The sequence below is a fragment of the Leyella stercorea genome (assembly GCF_021531655.1).
Window position 1 is genome coordinate 16684 of the sequence record NZ_JADYUF010000036.1, and the last position, 20802, is coordinate 37485.

Below are 20802 nucleotides of genomic sequence, written 5' to 3' on the forward strand. Positions count from 1 at the left end.
GAGTGGGTATAGCAGGGATGCTATACCCTCCTATAGATAGTCATATTTATCATCTTTTTGACTTTTGACTCCCTCTTATAACATAGTGAATACTATGAATAGATTTTTATTATTGTTATTTAGTGTATTGTCTGTTTTTACGGTCTCTGCCCGTAATACGGATGAAGCCCTTGGGGTGTTGCAACGAGTAAGTAGACAGTCTTCTATTCCTATAAGTCTGGAACTTAGGAAGGATGGTAGCAATATGTACTACGAGTATTCGGTTGTGAACGGTGTGCTTCGTCTGAAAGGATCGGACAATGTGGCTCTGTGTCGTGGATTCTATGATTATGTGAAAGCACATAAGTTAGGAATGTACTCATGGAGCGGAAACAACATACAGCTTCCGTCTTCACTCCCTGCCACTAATGACGTGAAGGTGGTTTCTCCTTTTCAGAATCATTATTACTTTAATGTATGTACATACGGCTACAGCATGCCTTATTGGGACTGGACACGCTGGGAGCAGGAAATAGACTGGATGGCTCTACATGGCATAAATATGCCTCTTGCACTTGTTGGCTATGAGGCTATATTGGCACGTGTGTGGAAGAAGATGGGACTGACCGACGAAGAGATAAATGGATATTTCGTAGGACCTGCACATTTGCCTTGGATGCGTATGGGAAACGTGAGTGGCATTGACGGCCCTTTGAATGCCGACTGGCACAAAGACCAATTGGCACTACAGCATAAAATATTGAACCGTATGCGCTCTTTAGGTATGAAACCCATTTGTCCTGGATTTCCCGGATTTATTCCTGAAGCCTTCAAGCGCATCTATCCTAATCTTAACATTGTGGAAACACACTGGGGAGGTGCTTTTCACAACTGGATGATTTCGCCAACAGAGCCTTTATTCGCAAAGATTTCGGAGACTTTTATACGTGAATGGGAGAAAGAGTTTGGCAAGTGCGACTATTATCTGGTGGACAGTTTCAATGAAATGGACATTCCTTTCCCGGAAAAGGGTAATCCTGCCCGGTATGATATGGCAGCTACTTATGGCGAAAAGGTGTATAATGCTATAAAGAAAGCCAATAAGAATGCCGTTTGGGTGATGCAGGGGTGGATGTTTGGCTATCAACGCCATATCTGGGATTATGAAACATTAGGGGCACTTGTATCGCGTGTGCCAGACGATAAAATGCTTCTGCTCGATTTGGCAGTGGATTATAACAAGCATTTCTGGCATTCGGAAGTAAACTGGGAGTATTATAAAGGCTTTTATAACAAACAGTGGGTGTATAGTGTAATCCCGAATATGGGAGGCAAAGTAGGAATGACAGGTGTGCTTGACTTTTATGCTAACGGTCACCTCGAAGCACTTGCTTCAGCCAACCGCGGCAATCTGGTGGCACATGGTCTGGCACCCGAAGGTATAGAAAACAATGAGGTTCTATACGAACTGGTTACTGATGCAGGATGGAGCAATCGCCACATCGATGTTCGCGAATGGTTGCGACAATACAGTTTGAACCGTTATGGTGCTGCTCCCGAACAACTCATGACAGCATGGGATTATCTAATGAAATCTGTATACGGCGGTTTTACCGATCATCCGCGTTTTAACTGGCAGTTGCGTCCGGGCAGTGTGAAGAATGGTTCAATCAATATGAATGCGGACTATTTCCGTGGCTTGGAAAGCTTTATTGCTGCGTCCGACAAGTTGAAGGACAGTCCTTATTTTCTGACTGATTTGTGTGAAATGACCGCACATTATCTGGGCGGTAAGGCAGAATTGCTAACAAGACTAATCGATCAGGAATATCTCTTGGGTGATACGCTTAAGGCTCGTTTCCTTCAAAGTCGTTTTGAAACTCTGATGTTAGGAATGGATCGTATTCTTTCGCAACATCCTACGCTTCGTCTTGACCGCTGGCTGTCGTTCGCTCAGAAGTCAGCTCATACTGATGCGCAGCGTAAACAATACGAAACCAATGCCCGCCGTATTGTGACCGTCTGGGGACCGCCTGTAGATGATTATGCAGCACGTATATGGAGTGGTTTGATTGGAAACTATTATCTGGGTCGTTGGAAGGAATATTATCGTGGACGTGAAAGTGGCGAGCAAGTAAACCTGGCTCAATGGGAGCGTCGTTGGGTTGAGGATAATCATGACAGTTACCACTGGAATACTGATTTTGATATCGTAGGTTTTGCTAAAGAAATGCTTGCTTTGTCTAAGGATATTTCTGCAGCTTCGCTACTTTTGAATCGTCCGAACATGGTAGGTACTTGGAGTCTTGGCTCTGGAGAGACTAAGGATTTCGAGTTTCATATCCCTGCCCGTATGCTTTCCAATATGAAGAGCATCACATTAGAATGTCTGAAAGGCAATAGTGTGCTGGAGTGCAGCGGTGTTATTCTAAAGGCCGATGGTATAGAAGTTGTTTCTTCTTCAGAAGTCATTTCATCTAAGAATGGCATGCTGTATTATATTTTGGTTGTGCCGAGTGGGGTGAATGCCAATAACGGATGTGTACTGAAATTGAAGTTGAAATCAATGAATGGAAACATTGCAGGAACAATCACGTGTGACATGTAATGTTCGTTATATTAATCTCAAGTTGTGAAACTTGTATTTATAATTAGTTATAATTATAGTAGATGGAGAGGAGAGCCAGCGGGTTCTCCTCCTTTTGTTTATAGTATACAGCCCGTTCTGTCTGCGGTGGGGACGTTGTAGCCTATTATGGCTACCCTAAATTAATGTTATTTTATGGCTAAACGTCCGTTATCTCGTCAATAATCAGTATTTTTGCAGATTGATTGTATAAGAAACATAAGATAACGACAATATAATATGGTGAAAATAAAGATAGTAAACCGTGGCCGTCAGCAACTGCCGGCATACGCTACCGAACTGAGTGCCGGCATGGACTTGCGTGCCAACATCGACGAATCAATCACGCTCAATCCGATGGAGCGCCGCATCATACCGACAGGTCTGTACATGGCGCTGCCCCCTGGTTATGAGGCTCAGGTGCGCCCACGCTCAGGCTTGGCTTTTAAGCACGGCATAACGGTGCTCAATTCGCCCGGAACCATCGATGCCGACTATCGTGGCGAGATAGGCGTACTGCTCGTCAACCTCTCTAACGAGCCGTTTGTCATCACCGAAGGCGAGCGCATTGCACAGATGGTGATAGCACGTCATGAGCAAGGACAGTTTGAAGTGGTTGACGAACTCGACCAGACCGAACGCGGAGAGGGCGGATACGGCCACACTGGAGTGAAGTAAGCAGGTAACACATTAACGATAATGAATTCATACAAGAATCAGATAATCGGCATCGGAGCAGTCTTGCTGCTCGCCATTGCGCCAGCCATTGCCACCGGCATTGACAACCGCACTAAAGGTTCGGCACAACGTCCCGATACCGACACGATGACCATCAGCGCCAAGCAGCTGCTCGACGCCACACCATTGGCAGACAGGCTGTTTCTCGATGCGGTGTGCTGTCAGCTAAGGGGCAACGATTCTACAGCCCTTCAGTTGTTAGACTCGTGCCGAACGGTCAACCCCAACGCTGCCGAAGCCTACTATCGGCTGGCACAACAGTACTTCGATACGGGCAACGACTCTATAGCCACGAAGTATATGGAGCGTGCTGCACGTCTGCAACCAGCCAACGACACCTATCAGGAGAGCGTAGCAGCTACATATATACAGCAGCGCGACTACGACAACGCAATCAAGGCATACGAAAATCTGTACTCACACTATCGTGAGCGTACCGATATCCTCGACATTCTCGTGCGTCTGTACGGGGCCAAGAAGGACTATTCGCGCATGCTTTCCACCATCGACCGTATGGAAAAGGTTGACGGCGAGAGCGACGAACTGACACTGCTCAAGATGAATGTCTACGAGATGCGTCACGACACAAAGAACGCTTACCGCATGCTGAAGGCGCTGAACGACGCACATCCCAACGAACCTAATTATAAGGTGATGCTGGGCAACTGGCTGATGAATCACAGCCGTCGCGACGAGGCATTCAAATACTTGCAGGGCGCACTCGCTGACGATCCACAAAATGCATTCGCCCTCAACTCGATGTACGACTACTATCGTTCGGGTGGCGACAATGCGGCTGCCGACGAACTGCGCGAGAAGATACTTTTCAGTTCGCAGACCGAGCCGAAGACCAAGGTGACCATGCTGCAGCAGGCTATAAAGGAGTCGGAGCAGAACGGTGGTGACAGCGTGGTGGTGCTTAACCTCTTCGACCGCACTATGAAGGCATCGCCCAAGGATGCCGACATTTCAAATATGAAGGCTATGTACATGAAGCTGAAGGGAATGCCAGACGACTCGGTGAACGCCGCCTTTGAACATACGCTCAGCATTGAGCCGGACAACAATATGGCTCGTGTGAAGCTGATACAAGACAAGTGGGACAAGAAGAAATGGGACGAGGTGATCAGTCTGAGTACTGCCGGAACGCAGTATAACCCTGACGACATGGTGTTCTATTATTTTCTTGGACTCGGATACTTCCAGAAGGATGACGACGACCGCGCTCTCGACGCTCTGAAGCGTGGAGTGGGGGAGATAAACGACCGTACCGACCCCGACATAGCAAGCGATTTCTACGGTTCGATGGGCGACATCCTGTTTAAGAAGAAGCGTCAGGAGGAAGCTTTTGAGGCTTACGACAACAGTCTTAAGTGGAAAGAAGACAACATTGTTGTGCTCAACAACTATGCTTATTATCTCTCAGAACTGCGTCGCGACCTAAAGCGTGCAGAGCAGATGAGCTTCAAGACGGTGCAGGCAGAGCCTACCAATTCCACCTATCTTGATACGTACGCGTGGATACTGTTCCTGCAGAAGCGATATGACGAGGCACGTGCCTATATAGACAGGGCGCTTGAGAACGACAACGATTCGACAAACGGACCCAGTGCAGTGGTGATAGGACACGCCGGCGACATCTATTGCATGTGCGGCGATACCGACCGTGCCGTAGAACTGTGGCAGCGTGCACTAAAGTCAGGAGGCGACAAGGCTGTGCTGACGAGAAAGATTAAAACAAAGAAACTGAAGATAGAGTAACAATAAGACAATGAAACGACTAATAACGATACTCTCTGTAGTGCTCTTGCTCGCCTCATGTGCCAGCAAGAAGGTGGCAGGCGACGGAAGTGACACAACTGGGCTGTCGAAGACACAGAAGTCGGAACAGCAGGCGTTCTTGAAGCGTGTGCTGGACAATCAGGTGCAGGCACGTAATATCGTAGCCGGTGCCGACCTGCGACTGGTTGCAGGCAACAAGGATTTCAGCTGCGACGGCAAGATAAGCATGCGTCGCGACGAGGTGATACGACTGCAGCTGTTGCTGCCCATTATACGTACTGAGGTAGCCCGCATCGACTTCACACCCGACTATGTGCTGCTTGTAGACCGTTTTCATAAAGAATACATCAAGGCTTCGTACAAGGACGTGAGCTTTTTGGCAGACAACGGACTGTCGTTCTACTCGCTCCAGGCTCTGTTCTGGAACCAGCTGTTCCTGCCTGGAGAGAAAACGGTGAACGAACAGATGCTGCACCGATTCACATGCGGTCTGGCTGACATGGCTACAACTGTGCCCGTAGGCTTCAAGAACGGCAATATGGAATATCAGTGGAAGGCTTCGAAGAGTACAGCGCAGATTACTGGAGCTGGTGCTAACTATGATAGTGCAGCTCATGGCAAGTCGTCGCTCGTGTGGACATACGACAATTTCCGTTCGTTTGACGGTCGTCAGTTTCCGTTGTCGCAGCAGTTTGCCGTGTCCACAGCAGTCACCGGACGTCAGCAGACAGTGCAGTTGACGGTGAAAATGTCGTCACCCAAGAACTCGGCCGACTGGGACACTACGACACAACTGTCGGGTAAATACAAGAAGATAGAAGCTCAGGACATTCTCAAGAAACTCATGTCAATACAGTAAAGCCAATGAAGCAGTATTTAATGGCACTTATTGCCATAGTGATGCTTGTCGCTCCAGTGGATGCGACGGCTCTGACGCTCATGCAGCAGCGTAAGACTACCACTACGCAGAATAGAAAAAAGACGACAGCAAAGGCTCAGGTAAGAAAGGCTGCCAGCACAAAAAGAAATACAACAGCCAAGAAGTCTACAGCCAGGAGGACTACGTCAAAAAAGAAGGCACGTCCAAATTATTCTACAGCCGAGATTCGCGGATTGCAGTCGAAACGCTCTGCCATGCAGAAGGAGATAAAGAAGCAGGAGGCGGCATTGCGTGCCAATCAGGCAGACGTGAAGAAACGACTCAACGATCTGCTCGTCATCAACAGCGAGATAGACAAGCATCAGAAGAATATTGACGGTATTCAGAAGGATATAAATCATATCGACGGCAATATCGGACTGCTCAACGCCCAGCTTACTACATTGCAGAAGCAACTGCAGGAGCGTAAGGCTAAGTATGTGAAGTCGATGCGATACATCAACCGACAGCATACGTTGCAAGACCGTCTGATGTTTATCTTCTCGGCGAAGAACTTCGCCCAGATGTACCGACGACTGCGCTTTGTGCGTGAGTATGCCTCATGGCAGAAGGCGCAGGGCGAGATGGTGAAGGTGAAACAGGCGCAGGTGAACGAGAAACATCAACAGCTGCAGCAGGTGAAGGGTCAGAAAAGCAACATGCTTTATCGCGGACAACAGGAACGAAAGCAACTTGAGGGCAAGCAGCAGGAGCAACAGCAGGTGGTGAACTCGCTGCAGAAACAGCAGAAGACCATACAGCGCGTCATAGACAAGCAGCGTAAGGACGCTTCGGCAATAAACGCACAGATAGACCGACTCATTGCCATTGAGGTGGAGAAGGCTCGTGTACGTGCTGCCGAGGAAGCAAAACGACGCGCCGCTGAGGCTGCCGCTGCCAAGAAACGTCGTGAGGAAGAGCTTGCACGTAAGCGTGCTGAGGCAGAAAAGGCACGTATTGAGAACGAACGCCGACTGCGTGAGGCTCGCGAAGCGGAAGCACGTGCAAAGGCAGAGGCCCGTGCTGCGCAGGAAAGGGAGGAGGCTGCACGTGTAGAAGCGCAGCGTCAGCGCGATGCCGAAGCTAAGAAGAAGGCTCAGGCAGCTGCCGATGCCGCTGCACGTCAGGCTGCTGAACAGAAGGCGGTAGCCGAACAGCGTGTACGTGAGGCTGAAGCACAGCGTGAAGCGATGGAGCGTAAGGCGCGAGCCGACGAACAACGCTCTACAAAGGAGATAGCGCAAGCACGCAAGAATGTTGAACAGACCAACACGATGTCGTCGGTCGACCGTATGATGTCGGGCGGATTTGAGGCCAACAAGGGTCGTCTGCCAATGCCGATAACAGGTAGTGCACGCATAGTAAGCCACTACGGACAGAACAGTGTTGCAGGACTTAAGGGAGTGACTATAGACAATAAGGGCGTAAACATTATGGGTCAGCCCGGCTGCCAGGCACGCGCAATATACGACGGCGAGGTTAGTGCCGTGTTCGGATACGGCGGTTCGTTCGTGGTGATGGTGCGCCACGGAGCCTACATATCGGTATATTGCAACCTGCGTTCGGTCAATGTTCAGCGCGGACAGAAGGTGTCTACACGTCAGAGCCTGGGCTCTGTGGCACAAGATAATATCCTTCAGTTCCAGTTGCGTAAAATGCAGAACCGCCTGAACCCTGAGGCGTGGATAGGAAGATAAAATACACAAAGCCCCACCCCCAGCCCCTCCCCCGCAGGGAGGGGAGTTGTATGCACTGTAAACAATGGGGTTTTAGCCGTTATTACAGTTGTATATTGCTATTTTGGGGACTGTGTAATAGAAAATGTAGTAAATATTTGTGTACGTTGCAGAAATTTAGTAATTTTGCATCGTTCAGTGGAATGAGGGGCTCCGAGAGAGCTCCTCATTTTTTATTCTCTAATGTATTTATATGATAGACAAAAACACCGTAAAAAGTATTGTTAATGAGTGGCTCGACGGCAAGGAATACTTTCTTGTCGACGTGGAAGTAAGCCCCGACGACCGCATTGTAGTTGAGATAGACCATGCTGATGGCGTGTGGATTGAAGACTGCGTGGAGTTGAGCCGTTACATCGAAGATCATCTGAGCCGCGACGAGGAAGACTACGAACTCGAGGTGGGTTCGGCAGGATTGGGCCAGCCCTTTAAGGTGCCGCAGCAGTATCATTGCTTTGTCGGCAAGGACGTGGAGGTGCTCGATGCCGATGGTCAGAAGTACAAAGGCGTGCTGAAGAGCGCCGAAGGCAATGACTTTGTGGTGACTGTTCTGGAGAAACAGAAAGTGGAAGGCAAGAAGCGTCCGCAGATTGTGGAAGTAGACCGTGCGTTCCAGATGGATAAGGTGAAATATACAAAATACTTAATAAATTTCAAATAAGCTATGGCAGCAGCAAAGAAAGACGATATTGTGAGCATGTTCGACTCGTTCAAGGAATTCAAGGAGACCAAGAACATCGACCGCACCACTTTAGTAAGCGTTCTGGAAGAGAGCTTCCGTAACGTTCTGGCAAAGATATTCGGCAGCGACGAGAACTTTGACGTTATCGTCAACCCCGACAAGGGCGACTTCGAGATATACCGCAACCGTGTGGTTGTAGCTGACGGCGAAGTAGAGGACGAGAACAAGCAGATCGCTCTGAAAGAGGCACGCAAGATAGAACCCGACTACGAGGTAGGTGAGGACGTATCAGAACGTGTTGAATTTGCCAAGTTTGGCCGCCGTGCCATACTCAACTTGCGACAGACTCTCGCATCAAAGATTCTTGAACTTGAGCACGACTCGCTATATAATAAGTATAAGGATCGCGTAGGTCAGGTTATCGCAGCTGAGGTTTATCAGGTTTGGAAGCGTGAGGTACTCGTTGTAGACGACGAGAACAACGAACTCATCCTTCCTAAGGCAGAGCAGATTCCTGCCGACCAGTATCGCAAGGGCGAGACAATACGCGCCGTCATAGAGCGTGTAGACAACGAGAACAATAACCCCAAGATTATACTTTCGCGCACAAGCCCAATGTTCCTGCAGCGTCTGTTGGAGGCTGAGGTGCCCGAAATAGCCGAAGGACTCATCGCCATCCGTCGCATCGCACGCATGCCGGGTGAGCGTGCTAAGATTGCCGTTGAAAGTTTTGACGACCGTATTGACCCGGTAGGAGCATGCGTAGGCGTTAAGGGTAGCCGTGTGCACGGCATTGTTCACGAACTGTGCAACGAGAATATCGACGTAATCAACTACACCGCCAATACAAAGCTCTTCATCCAGCGTGCACTTTCGCCCGCTAAGGTGTCGACTATCAAGATAGACGAGGAGAACCACAAGGCTGAGGTTTACCTTAAGCCAGAGGAGGTGAGCCTTGCTATCGGCCGTGGCGGTATGAACATCAAGCTTGCGTCTATGCTGACCGAGTACACCATCGACGTATTCCGCGAGGTGAGCGAGGAGGATGCCGACGAGGATATCTATCTCGACGAGTTCTCTGATGAAATCGACCAGTGGGTGATTGATGCCATTAAGGGCATCGGTCTGGACACCGCTAAGGCCGTACTCAATGCACCACGCGACATGCTTGTTGAAAAGGCCGACCTCGAAGAGGAGACCGTAGACAACGTGCTGAAAGTGCTCCGCGCCGAGTTCGAGTAAGCGGATATTTCATATAAGGGGGCTTCAGAAACCGCGAGGTTTCTTGGAACTCCCTTAGCGAGTATCTAATAGGAACTCAAGTTTTGCATGTCATGGACATGCTGTAAGTAATAAATTTAAACCCTAACAAAGCAAAAGGAAAAGACGTAAACAGAGTAGCGGACAAAGCAGAGGTAGGCAGACGTTTTACTCTTTTACTCTTTTACTTTTAAAACAGATAAATATGAGCATCAGGTTAAACAAAGCATTACGAGAGTTGAATATAGGACTCCAGACGGCAGTGGAGTTCCTTGAGAAAAGAAGCGAACTGGGAGAGGTGAAGGCCGAGCCGAGTTTCAAACTGAGTGACGCTCAGTACAACGCCCTCGCTGGAGCTTTCCAGCAGGACAAGGAGGTGCGTTCTCAAGCTGAAAAACTCTTGCAGAAAAAGCCGAAAGAAAAGAAGAAGGACGACAACCGTGCCGAACGACTTCTTTCATCATCTACCCAACAGCAGTATAAGCCGTTGGGCAAGATTGACCTTGACAGTATCGGAAAGAAACCTTCCGAGCTGAAGCCAGCTGTACCTGAGGCTCGTAAGGAGCCTCAGGCCAAGACTGCTGCCGTTAGTCAGAAGCCGGCAAACAACAAAACAACACAGGGCAGCGAGGCTACTGCCGACAAGACTGTGGAGAAGACGGAAACAAAAAAAATACAAAAGCCAGTGGTTCAAGACAAAGAGAACAAACCCAAAGTGAAGCAGGAGCCTACTATGGCTGCCAAAACAACGGATGCGAAACCAGCCGCAACCACCGAGACATCAGCCGCTGAGACGACCAAGACCGACTCAACATTGTTCACCACAAAGAGCGAGAAGAAGATGCTCAATACACCTAAGGTGAACGTACTCGGCAAAATCGACCTCAATGCGATCAACCAGAGCACACGCCCCAAGAAGAAGTCGAAGGAAGAAAAGCGCAAGGAGCGTGAGGAGAAATCGCAGCAACAGCGCGGTGACAAGAAGAAGCGCGAGCGTATTAATAAGGTTCGTGTAGATATAAACGCAGCTGCCAACCAGCCAGGCGGACAGGGTGGAAAGAATACCAACGCCGGAGGTAACGGTGGCGGAAGCGGCAAGAACAAGAAGAAGAACCGTGGACGCGGACAGCAGAAACCCGCTGAGCTAAATGACGAGGACGTAGCGCGCCAGGTGAAGGAGACTCTTGCTCGACTCACAAGCAAGCAGAACCAAAACAAGAAGGGTGCCAAGTACCGTAAGGAGAAGCGTGAGGCTGCTCAGGAAAAGATGAATGAGGAGCGTCGCGAGGAGAAGAAGGAGAGCAAAACACTGAAGCTGACCGAGTTTGTGACTGTTTCGGAACTGGCTACTATGATGAATGTATCGGTAAACCAGGTAATCGGAACACTCATGAGCGTAGGTATTATGGTGTCAATCAACCAGCGTCTGGATGCCGAGACCATCAACCTCGTAGCAGAGGAGTTCGGATTCAAGACCGAATATGTCAGCGCTGAGGTGCAGGAGGCTATCACTGAGGTGGAGGATGACGAGAATGATCTTGTTCCGCGTGCTCCGATTGTTACCGTAATGGGTCATGTAGACCATGGTAAGACATCATTGCTCGACTATATACGCAAGACAAATGTTATCGCCGGCGAGGCTGGTGGTATCACTCAGCACATCGGTGCATACAACGTTCAACTTGAGGACGGACGCAAGATAACATTCCTCGATACTCCGGGTCATGAGGCGTTTACCGCCATGCGTGCCCGTGGCGCTCAGGTGACCGATATCGCCATCATTATTATCGCTGCCGACGACGCTGTGATGCCTACTACCAAGGAGGCAATAGCACACTGTCAGGCTGCCAATGTCCCGATGGTGTTCGCTATCAACAAGATTGATAAGCCAGGTGCAAACCCCGACCGTGTACGTGAGGAACTGTCGGCAATGAACCTCCTTGTTGAAGAGTGGGGCGGTAAATACCAGTGTCAGGAAATCAGTGCCAAGAAAGGTTTGCACGTGAACGATCTTTTGGAGAAGGTGCTTCTTGAGGCTGAAATGCTTGACCTTAAGGCCAATCCTAACCGCAAGGCCACAGGTTCTATTATCGAGTCGTCGCTCGACAAGGGTCGTGGTTATGTTTCGACAGTGCTCGTAAGTAACGGTACACTGCGCGTAGGCGACAACATCATCGCCGGAACATCATGGGGTCGTATCAAGGCAATGTTCAACGAGCGTAACCAGCGCATTGAGTCGGCAGGACCGGCTGAACCAGCTATCATCCTCGGACTCAACGGTGCTCCAACAGCGGGCGACTCATTCCACACTCTTGAGACAGAGCAGGAGGCACGTGACATTGCCAACAAGCGTCTGCAACTGCAGCGTGAGCAGGGACTGCGTACTCAGAAGCGTCTTACACTGTCGGACATCTCTCACCGTATCGCACTAGGATCGTTCAAAGAGCTCAATATCATCGTCAAGGGCGACACCGATGGCTCTATCGAGGCTCTGTCGGATTCGTTCATCAAGATGTCTACCGAGAAGATCAAGGTGGACGTTATATACAAGGCTGTGGGACAGATTTCAGAGAGCGATGTTACGCTCGCTGATGCTTCTGATGCCATCATCGTCGGCTTCCAGGTGCGTCCTTCGGCAGCAGCACGCAAGCTTGCTGAGCAGGAGGGTGTAGAAATCAACACTTACTCAGTCATCTACGACGCTATCGACGACGTTAAGTCAGCCATGATTGGTATGCTCGACAAGGTGAAGAAGGAAGTTGTCACCGGTCAGGTTGAAGTACGTGAGGTATACAAGATTTCTAAGGTTGGAACCGTTGCCGGATGTTATGTTACCGAGGGTAAGGTACACCGTGCCGACAAGGCCCGCGTCGTTCGTGACGGTATCGTGGTTCACACCGCCGAGATTGCTGCCCTCAAGCGCTACAAGGACGACGTTAAGGAGGTTGCCACCAACTTCGAGTGTGGTATCTCGCTCGTCAACTTCAACGACATCCAGCAGGGTGACGTGCTCGAGACCTTCACCGAGATTGAAGTTAAGCAGACTCTGTAATACACTTACATAAGCAAAATTGCCGTGTTGGAAATTACTTCCTTGCACGGCAATTTTTTGTTATAATAAAATAATGTATATTTTTCGTTTAATCACTACGGATTTAGTAATTTTGCATTTTAAAACAGAACGTCGGAATGCACGGCTCAAATGAGCGCCCGGCATCCGGCTAACTTACTGCAAAAATGGAAAATAAAGATACAAAAAATGCCTTTGTGCGCCAGGTGGCAGAGCAGAAATACGAGTACGGCTTCACCACTGACGTGCACACCGACATCATAGACAAGGGACTCAATGAGGACGTTGTGCGGCTCATCTCCCAGAAGAAGGGAGAGCCAGAATGGATGCTTGAGTTCCGATTGGAGGCGTTCCGCCACTGGCTGAAACTTGAGCAGCCCACTTGGGGACATGTTCATCTGCCCGAAATCGACTATCAGGCAATCTCATACTATGCCGACCCGCTCGCAAAGAAGCCTAAGGACGAGAAGAAGGAGATTGACCCAGAGCTGATGAAGACATTCGACAAACTTGGTATTCCTCTTGAAGAGCGCCTGGCATTGAGCGGAGTGGCTGTAGATGCCATTATGGACTCAGTGTCGGTGAAGACAACATTCACACAGCATCTTGCTGAGAAGGGCATCATATTCTGCTCAATCGGCGACGCCATAAAGAACCATCCCGACCTCGTGAAGCAGTATCTCGGTTCAGTAGTGCCGTATCGTGACAACTTCTATGCAGCGCTCAATAGTGCTGTATTCAGCGACGGTTCGTTCGTATATATCCCTAAGGGCGTGCGCTGTCCGATGGAGCTGAGCTCTTACTTTCGCATCAACGCCCGCAACACGGGTCAGTTTGAGCGTACTCTCATCATTGCCGACGACGATGCTTACGTTTCGTATCTCGAAGGATGCACCGCTCCGATGCGCGACGAGAACCAGCTGCACGCCGCTATTGTGGAGATTATCGTCAACGACAATGCCGAGGTGAAGTATTCGACGGTGCAGAACTGGTATCCAGGCGACGAGAATGGCAAGGGCGGTGTGCTCAACCTTGTTACAAAGCGTGGCGACCTGCGCGGTGTCAACTCAAAACTCTCGTGGACTCAGGTGGAGACAGGTTCTGCCATTACATGGAAATATCCATCATGTATTCTGCGTGGCGATGGTTCGCAGGCAGAGTTCTACTCAGTTGCAGTGACCAATAACTATCAGGAGGCTGATACCGGAACGAAGATGATTCATATGGGCAAGAACACCAAGTCGACAATCATCTCGAAGGGTATATCTGCTGGACACAGCCAGAACTCATACCGTGGACTGGTGCGTGCCACAAGCAATGCCGACAACGCCCGCAACTATTCATCGTGCGACTCGTTGCTGCTCGGTTCCGACTGCGGTGCTCACACATTCCCCTATATGGACATCCACAACGACACTGCTGTGGTAGAGCACGAGGCTACAACCTCAAAAATCTCAGAAGACCAGCTCTTCTACTGTAACCAGCGTGGCATCCCGACCGAGCAAGCTGTAGGACTCATCGTGAACGGATACGCCAAGGAAGTGCTAAACAAACTGCCGATGGAGTTTGCCGTTGAGGCTCAGAAGCTGCTGAGCGTATCGTTGGAAGGAACGGTAGGATAAAAGTTTTGGGTTTTGAGTTTTGAATTTAGAACGGTCGGCAAAGCCGATGTTGAATTAATAAATTTTGAATTATGAGTTTATAAAACTCGAAATTCAGAACTCAAGACTCAAAATAGCCGCAGGCAATAATCCAAGACTAAAATCTTTAATATATGTTCAACAAGATTCTCTTGACATCCGCACTCTTAGCAGCTCCTATATATATGTCGGCAGCCAATGACGACGATGACGACACGTCGCGTCGTTGGGCTGTCATTGCAGGCATGAATCTCTCTTGTCCTACTACGGCAAGCCACGAACAGTCGCAGTCGTATGTGGAAAAAGCAGGGGCGTTCGGCTCGCCTATGGGCAATTTGATGCTGGAGTATTATCTCTCCAATGACCATTTCTCGTTGGTTGGTGGCTATAATGCGGAGACTCTGGAGTGGTTCAGCAGCGATGTCTCGGCAACAATGCGCAATATATCAGTCGGTGTACGCTACTATCCGCTACGTTCCAGTTGTGCCATTCAGCCTTATGCCTCGCTTATGACTTACACCAATGTTGGCTCGCGGCATGAACAGCACAACATGAGTTGCACTGGAGAAACTCACAGCTATGAGCGCAACTACGACATTAGCTATCCACGACTGAGTGTAGCCCCGACCGTAGGTCTTGACTGCTACATCTTGTCTTCGCTTGCTTTGGAATTCCAATATGGTTTTCCGCTCGCCTTTGACGGCAAGACTCGCGTAATCTCCACATACAGCGGACAGCCTACAGTATACAGGATGCACTCCAACATGCACCGCCATAACATTCAGATAGGGGTGAAGGCGACATTCCCGTTCTGCTTTACATCAGACGACGGCAACAGTATCTACAAATTCATATGTAAGGCTCTTGGCTTATACTACTCTGACGACGAGCCTAACAGGGAGACGAAGAAAGAACGCCATAAGTCGAACCTCAACAAAGTGCTCAATTCATACTAAATTTATAAAATCAAGATATGTTAGAAGTAAAGAACCTCCACGCCACAATCGCTGGCAAGGAAATACTCCGAGGCATCAACCTCACAATCAAGGATGGCGAGATACACGCCATTATGGGACCTAACGGTTCTGGCAAGTCTACTCTCAGTGCTGTGCTCACAGGCAATCCTCTCTATGAGGTGACTGAGGGCGAAGCTTGGTTCAACGGCAAGAATATCCTTGAGATGAAGCCTGAAGATCGTGCACACGAAGGAATCTTCCTCTCATTCCAGTATCCGGTGGAGATACCGGGCGTATCGATGACCAACTTCCTCAAGGCTGCTGTCAACGAGAAGCGCAAGTATCAGGGTCTGCCCGAACTTAAGGCTGGCGACTTCCTGAAACTCATGAACGAGAAACGCAAGATTGTAGAACTCGACTCTAAGTTCACACGTCGCTCTGTTAACGAGGGATTCTCGGGCGGTGAGAAGAAGCGCAACGAGATATTCCAGATGGCTATGCTCGAACCGAAGCTTGCCATCCTCGATGAGACCGACTCAGGACTCGACGTTGACGCAATGCGTATTGTTGCCGACGGTGTAAACAAAATGCACAATCCTGAGACATCAGCCATAGTCATCACTCACTACGAGCGTCTGCTCGATATGATTAAACCCGACGTGGTGCACGTGCTCTACAAGGGACGCATCGTGAAGACTGCCGGACCGGAGCTTGCAAAGGAGATTGAGCAGCGAGGCTACGACTGGATTAAAGCAGAGGTTGAAGAGTAGTTTTGAATGTTGAGTTTTGAATTATCGGCAAAGCCGATTTTGATTTATTCAAAATTCAAAACTCACAATTGCGACCACGTCGCAACAATTCAAAGCTCAAAACTCAAAATTCAAAACTCAAAATAATGAACAGCGAACAACAATATATCGACCTATATCGCGACACACGCGAACAAATCTGCGCCCACAGCGCCGACGTAATGAACGCCGTGCGTGACGCTGCCTTTGCTGATTTCGAGCGCTTGGGTTTCCCGTCGCGAAAGGTTGAGAGATACAAATATACAACCATAGACAAGCTCTTCGATCCAAACTACGGATTGAACATCAACCGTATCGAAGTGCCGGTCGACCCATATAAGGCATTCCGTTGTGACGTGCCAAACCTCAGCACATCACTTTACTTCATTGTCAACGACCAGTTCCGCCAGGCACTGCAGCCCAAGGACAATCTTCCAGAGGGTATCGTTGTAGCGTCGCTTGCCGATTATGCCAAGCAGAATCCTGAGTTTGTTGCCAAATACTACGCCCGTCTGGCAAAGACCGACGAGGACGGCATCACCGCTCTCAATACAATGCTGGCACAGGACGGACTGCTGGTGTACGTCAAGAAGAATGTCATTGTAGACAAGACGGTGCAGGTGATAAACATCCTGCGCTCTTCGGTAGACCTGATGGTAAACCGTCGTGTGCTCATTGTCATGGAGGAAGGCGCCAATGCCAAGTTCCTTTTCTGCGACCATGCCGCCGATGACAGCCAGTTCCTTACAACGCAGGTCATAGAGGCTTATGTCGAAGCCAACGCTTCGCTTGAGCTGTACTGCATGGAGGAGACCCACTACAAGAACACACGCGTGTCGAACGTGTATGTTGAGCAGCAGCGCGACTCACGTTTCCACCACAATGTAATCACCCTGCATAACGGCGTGACCCGCAACCGTCTCGACGTGATGCTGAGGGGTAAGGGTGCCGAATGCTGGTGCAACGGCTGCGTGATAGCCGACAAAACACAGCACGTCGATAACAACACGCTCATCGACCATCAGGTGAGCCACTGTACGAGTCACGAACTCTACAAGTATGTACTCGACGACAAGTCGACGGGAGCGTTCGCAGGTCGTGTACTCGTGCGTCACGGAGCGCAGAAGACTGTCAGCGAAGAGGTGAACCAGAACCTTTGCGCCACCAAGACTGCCCGAATGTACACCCAGCCGATGCTCGAGATATATGCCGACGACGTGAAATGCTCGCATGGTTCTACCGTAGGACAGCTCAACGACGCCGCATTGTTCTATATGCGACAGCGTGGCATCAGCGAGAAGGAAGCCAAACTGCTCCTTGAGTTCGCCTTTGTCAATGAGGTGATCGACAAGATACAGCTTGAACCACTGCGCGACCGCCTGCACTATCTCGTAGAGAAGCGATTCCGTGGCGAACTGAGCAAGTGTGAAGGCTGCAAAATGTGCAAGTAAAAGGAAAAGTGAAAAGTGAAAAATCCAAATGTTTAGAAGAATAGACTATTCTCTTTACTATTTGATTCTTCACTTTTCACTTTCCCCTCTTCACTTTTCCACACCTCTCTATTCTTAGGCTATTTGATATTTCACTTTTCCCTTTTCCCTTTTCCCTCTTCCATTACTAATATGTACGATATCAATAAAGTCCGTGCCGACTTCCCCATACTTTCGCGCACCGTCTACGACCGTCCGCTCGTTTATCTCGACAATGCGGCTACGACACAGAAACCACTGTGCGTGCTCGATGCTATGCGCGATGAATATCTCAACGCCAATGCCAATGTGCATCGTGGCGTGCATTATCTGTCGCAGCGTGCCACCGACCTGCACGAGGCTGCTCGTGAAACCGTGCGCAAGTTTATCAACGCTCCCAAGACCGAGGAGATAATCTTCACCCGTGGCACAACGGAGAGCATCAATCTTGTCGTTTCTTCGTTCTGCGAGGAGTTTATGCACGAGGGCGATGAGGTGATAGTGTCTGTTATGGAGCACCACTCCAACATAGTGCCCTGGCAGTTGCAAGCCGCCAAGCGTGGCATTGCGCTCAAGGTAATACCGATGGATGATAGCGGAAAGCTCGATGTGGAGGCTTACGAGCAACTGTTCAGCGAAAAGACCAAGATTGTCAGCGTAGCTCATGTCAGCAATACGCTCGGAACTGTCAATCCCGTGAATGAGATTATCCGCATAGCCCACGACCACGGCGTGCCCGTATTGGTAGACGGAGCGCAGTCGACTCCTCATTTTGCGGTAGATGTGCAGGCTATGGATTGCGACTTCTTCGCCTTCTCGGGTCATAAGATTTACGGTCCGACGGGCATCGGAGTGCTGTATGGCAAAGAAGAGTGGCTCGACCGCATGCCGCCCTATCAGGGTGGAGGCGAGATGATAGAGAGTGTAAGCTTCGAGAAGACGGTGTTCGAGAAACTTCCGTTCAAGTTTGAGGCAGGTACTCCCGACTATGTAGCCACCCACGGACTCGCTACAGCCATCAACTATGTGTCGGCTCTCGGCATGGACAACATCGCCCGACATGAGCACGAACTCACCGAATACTGCATGCAGCAGTTGGCTGAGATACCCAATATGCGCCTCTTCGGCACCACCGAGGGCAAGGATGCGGTAGTGTCGTTCCTCGTCGGCGACATACATCATCTCGACATGGGAACACTGCTCGACCGTCTTGGCATAGCCGTGCGCACCGGTCATCATTGTGCCCAGCCCGTCATGGATCGTCTTGGCGTTCAGGGTGTGGTGCGGGCCTCGTTCGCTTTGTATAATACAAAGGAAGAAATTGACGCTCTTGTCGCTGGCGTGAGAAGAGTAAGTCAGATGTTCTGATACGCTTAATTACCTGAATTTACTGAATTTTCATCAGGCTATGGTTTTGAAGCCATAGCCTGCACAAACTGCTAACTATTGAACTCGAACATATACTATATCTGATGTACTGCATGTGCATAATGTTTCATCTGATGATGGCTTGGATATTCAGCCGTCGCAGTCTGCCGTTGTCCAAACGTCTGATAGGTGCACTCATGTTGTTGGTGTGCTTACAGTACATTAAGGACTTGCCGTTGGTGAGTTCTTTTTATGCAGACAATTGTTTCCACGACCGTTTGTCAACGTGTTTCGATATAGTCACCGTACCGGTTTACGCCATGGTGTTGTTCGAGTTCTGTCGTCCAGGTTTTGTTACGTTGCGTCGTGGCTTACTGGCTGAGTTACCGTTTTTGATATTCTCCTTATTATATATAGTCTTCGTCAACTCATTCTTTTTCTATGTTCTTATTGCAATGTCTATCGCCTACGGCACATGGTGTGCCGTGTGGACTCTGCGTGAATTGCCGGTCTATCATCGTCGGTTGAAGGAGGAGTATTCGTATGATGAAGAAATCAATCTGCATTGGCTTCGTGGAGTGATGCTGTTGTTCTATGTTATACTTACTGCATGGGTACATCAGGCACTGTTTCAAGGCTTTTCTCCGACTTGATTTATATGATTACCTCATTGGTATCATGGTCGGTGGTCTGCTATTTCATCAACAGACTGGATGTAGTGATTAAGGCGGTGGCGTGTAGAGGCGACAGTGAGTCTGTTGAGGTGCAAACTTCAGGGGTGCAGACGTTCTCCCTGCCCTCCGAAACCGAATCATCTGTTCCTTCTGCCGTGACCACTTCTGCCGATGTTCAGATAGCGCAATGCATACAGAAGGCGTTCGAAGAAGACAAGGTCTATCTCAATCCCAAGCTTCGTCTTTCCGATCTTGCAGACAGCATTGGCACTAACCGTACCTATATGAGCCAGTATTTCAATCAGACATGCGAACAGTCGTTCTACGAATACGTCAACGATTACCGCATCGGACATTCAATGCAGTTGATGAGTGACACCGACCTTACTCTTGAGGTAGTGGCTGAGATGTCGGGATTCAATTCGCTGTCAACCTTCCGTCGTGCTTTTATCCAGAAAAACGGGTGCAGTCCGCAGCAATATCGTAGCGAAATGGCTCTATAGGTGTCTCATATGCTACGCTTCGCACAGAAATAGCAATCGGACTCCGATTTAAATGCACGTTTTGAGAGTCGCTTTTTTACCGTTTGGTATATTTTTTTACATTTTGACAAGTGCTTATTCCGAAGATTTTTATAACTTTGCTACCGCTGTTAAGACGTATAATACGTGTATAAGTATATACTGAAGAGTGACACAAAAACTATCAATATATATAATGTCCGGATGTCGCATGGCGGCCACGGGCAGAATACACGATTTAAATATTAATTGACGGAAACTATTAGGTATTCAGAAAAAGTAGAATTGCAGATTAGGTTCTACAATGCGATAGTAGTAAAAAAGGTTTTTTGAAAATAGAAAGATTAAGAAAAAGCAGTTTGTAATTGTTTGATAATGACAATTTGAATTGGGCCGTTTGGCAGTGATGCCGGGCGGCCTTTGCTTTTGTATGCTCGGCACGAGCATTGTCTAACGGGTGCAAGTCCCAAGTAAGCCCTAATAGCGGGAATTACATAGCCAAAGGCAAGGGTGTCCATCGTGAGTTGGAATCTGAAAGAAGCCGGCGGCAAACATCTGACCTAACGGACAGAAACTTCATACAAGGCATATGAC

At 49.1% G+C, this 20802-nt stretch carries 15 protein-coding genes; all 15 read left to right on the forward strand.

All coding sequences use genetic code 11. The features are described 5' to 3' along the window. The first annotated feature begins 94 nt into the window (after positions 1–94). The 15 genes from I6E49_RS10550 to I6E49_RS10620 all read left to right on the forward strand — a co-directional run bounded on the left by I6E49_RS10550 (position 95) and on the right by I6E49_RS10620 (position 20190). Positions 95–2587, forward strand: coding sequence for an alpha-N-acetylglucosaminidase (locus I6E49_RS10550; RefSeq protein WP_235402223.1), 2493 nt, complete (start codon positions 95–97; stop codon positions 2585–2587). Positions 2588–2845: 258 nt separating this feature from the next. Further along, entirely contained in the window at positions 2846–3283 is a 438-nt protein-coding gene (gene dut, locus I6E49_RS10555; protein ID WP_235402224.1) for a dUTP diphosphatase, read from the forward strand. Positions 3284–3304: 21 nt separating this feature from the next. Further along, on the forward strand, positions 3305–5104 hold the full coding sequence (locus tag I6E49_RS10560) for a tetratricopeptide repeat protein (RefSeq protein ID WP_235402225.1): 1800 nt from the start codon (positions 3305–3307) through the stop codon (positions 5102–5104). 10 nt (positions 5105–5114) lie between these two features. Beyond that, positions 5115–5984 carry a DUF4292 domain-containing protein gene (locus I6E49_RS10565; RefSeq protein ID WP_235402227.1) on the forward strand — a complete coding sequence of 290 codons (870 nt, stop codon included), beginning with the start codon at positions 5115–5117 and terminating at the stop codon, positions 5982–5984. Positions 5985–5989: 5 nt separating this feature from the next. Further along, positions 5990–7741 (forward strand): murein hydrolase activator EnvC family protein, encoded by a 1752-nt coding sequence (locus I6E49_RS10570; RefSeq protein WP_235402228.1) that lies wholly within the window; start codon positions 5990–5992, stop codon positions 7739–7741. 232 nt (positions 7742–7973) lie between these two features. Next, complete coding sequence (gene rimP, locus I6E49_RS10575) at positions 7974–8441, forward strand: ribosome assembly cofactor RimP (protein WP_235402229.1); 468 nt, start codon at positions 7974–7976, stop codon at positions 8439–8441. A 3-nt stretch (positions 8442–8444) separates the two neighbouring features. Then, entirely contained in the window at positions 8445–9704 is a 1260-nt protein-coding gene (gene nusA, locus I6E49_RS10580) for a transcription termination factor NusA (protein ID WP_235402230.1), read from the forward strand. A gap of 223 nt (positions 9705–9927) precedes the next feature. Further along, positions 9928–12774 (forward strand): translation initiation factor IF-2, encoded by a 2847-nt coding sequence (gene infB / locus I6E49_RS10585; RefSeq protein ID WP_235402231.1) that lies wholly within the window; start codon positions 9928–9930, stop codon positions 12772–12774. A gap of 185 nt (positions 12775–12959) precedes the next feature. Beyond that, a complete protein-coding gene (gene sufB, locus I6E49_RS10590; RefSeq protein ID WP_235402232.1) occupies positions 12960–14414 on the forward strand; it encodes a Fe-S cluster assembly protein SufB in 1455 nt (484 codons plus the stop codon). Between the two features lie 152 nt (positions 14415–14566). After that, entirely contained in the window at positions 14567–15388 is an 822-nt protein-coding gene (locus I6E49_RS10595; RefSeq protein ID WP_235402234.1) for a hypothetical protein, read from the forward strand. A 17-nt stretch (positions 15389–15405) separates the two neighbouring features. Beyond that, positions 15406–16158, forward strand: coding sequence for a Fe-S cluster assembly ATPase SufC (gene sufC, locus I6E49_RS10600; RefSeq protein ID WP_235402236.1), 753 nt, complete (start codon positions 15406–15408; stop codon positions 16156–16158). A 125-nt stretch (positions 16159–16283) separates the two neighbouring features. Continuing rightward, on the forward strand, positions 16284–17627 hold the full coding sequence (gene sufD / locus I6E49_RS10605) for a Fe-S cluster assembly protein SufD (RefSeq protein ID WP_235402238.1): 1344 nt from the start codon (positions 16284–16286) through the stop codon (positions 17625–17627). Positions 17628–17798: 171 nt separating this feature from the next. Continuing rightward, positions 17799–19013, forward strand: coding sequence for a cysteine desulfurase (locus tag I6E49_RS10610; RefSeq protein WP_235402239.1), 1215 nt, complete (start codon positions 17799–17801; stop codon positions 19011–19013). Between the two features lie 122 nt (positions 19014–19135). After that, positions 19136–19666 carry a hypothetical protein gene (locus tag I6E49_RS10615; protein ID WP_235402240.1) on the forward strand — a complete coding sequence of 177 codons (531 nt, stop codon included), beginning with the start codon at positions 19136–19138 and terminating at the stop codon, positions 19664–19666. A 5-nt stretch (positions 19667–19671) separates the two neighbouring features. Next, positions 19672–20190, forward strand: coding sequence for a helix-turn-helix domain-containing protein (locus I6E49_RS10620; protein WP_235402241.1), 519 nt, complete (start codon positions 19672–19674; stop codon positions 20188–20190). Positions 20191–20802 lie beyond the last annotated feature (612 nt).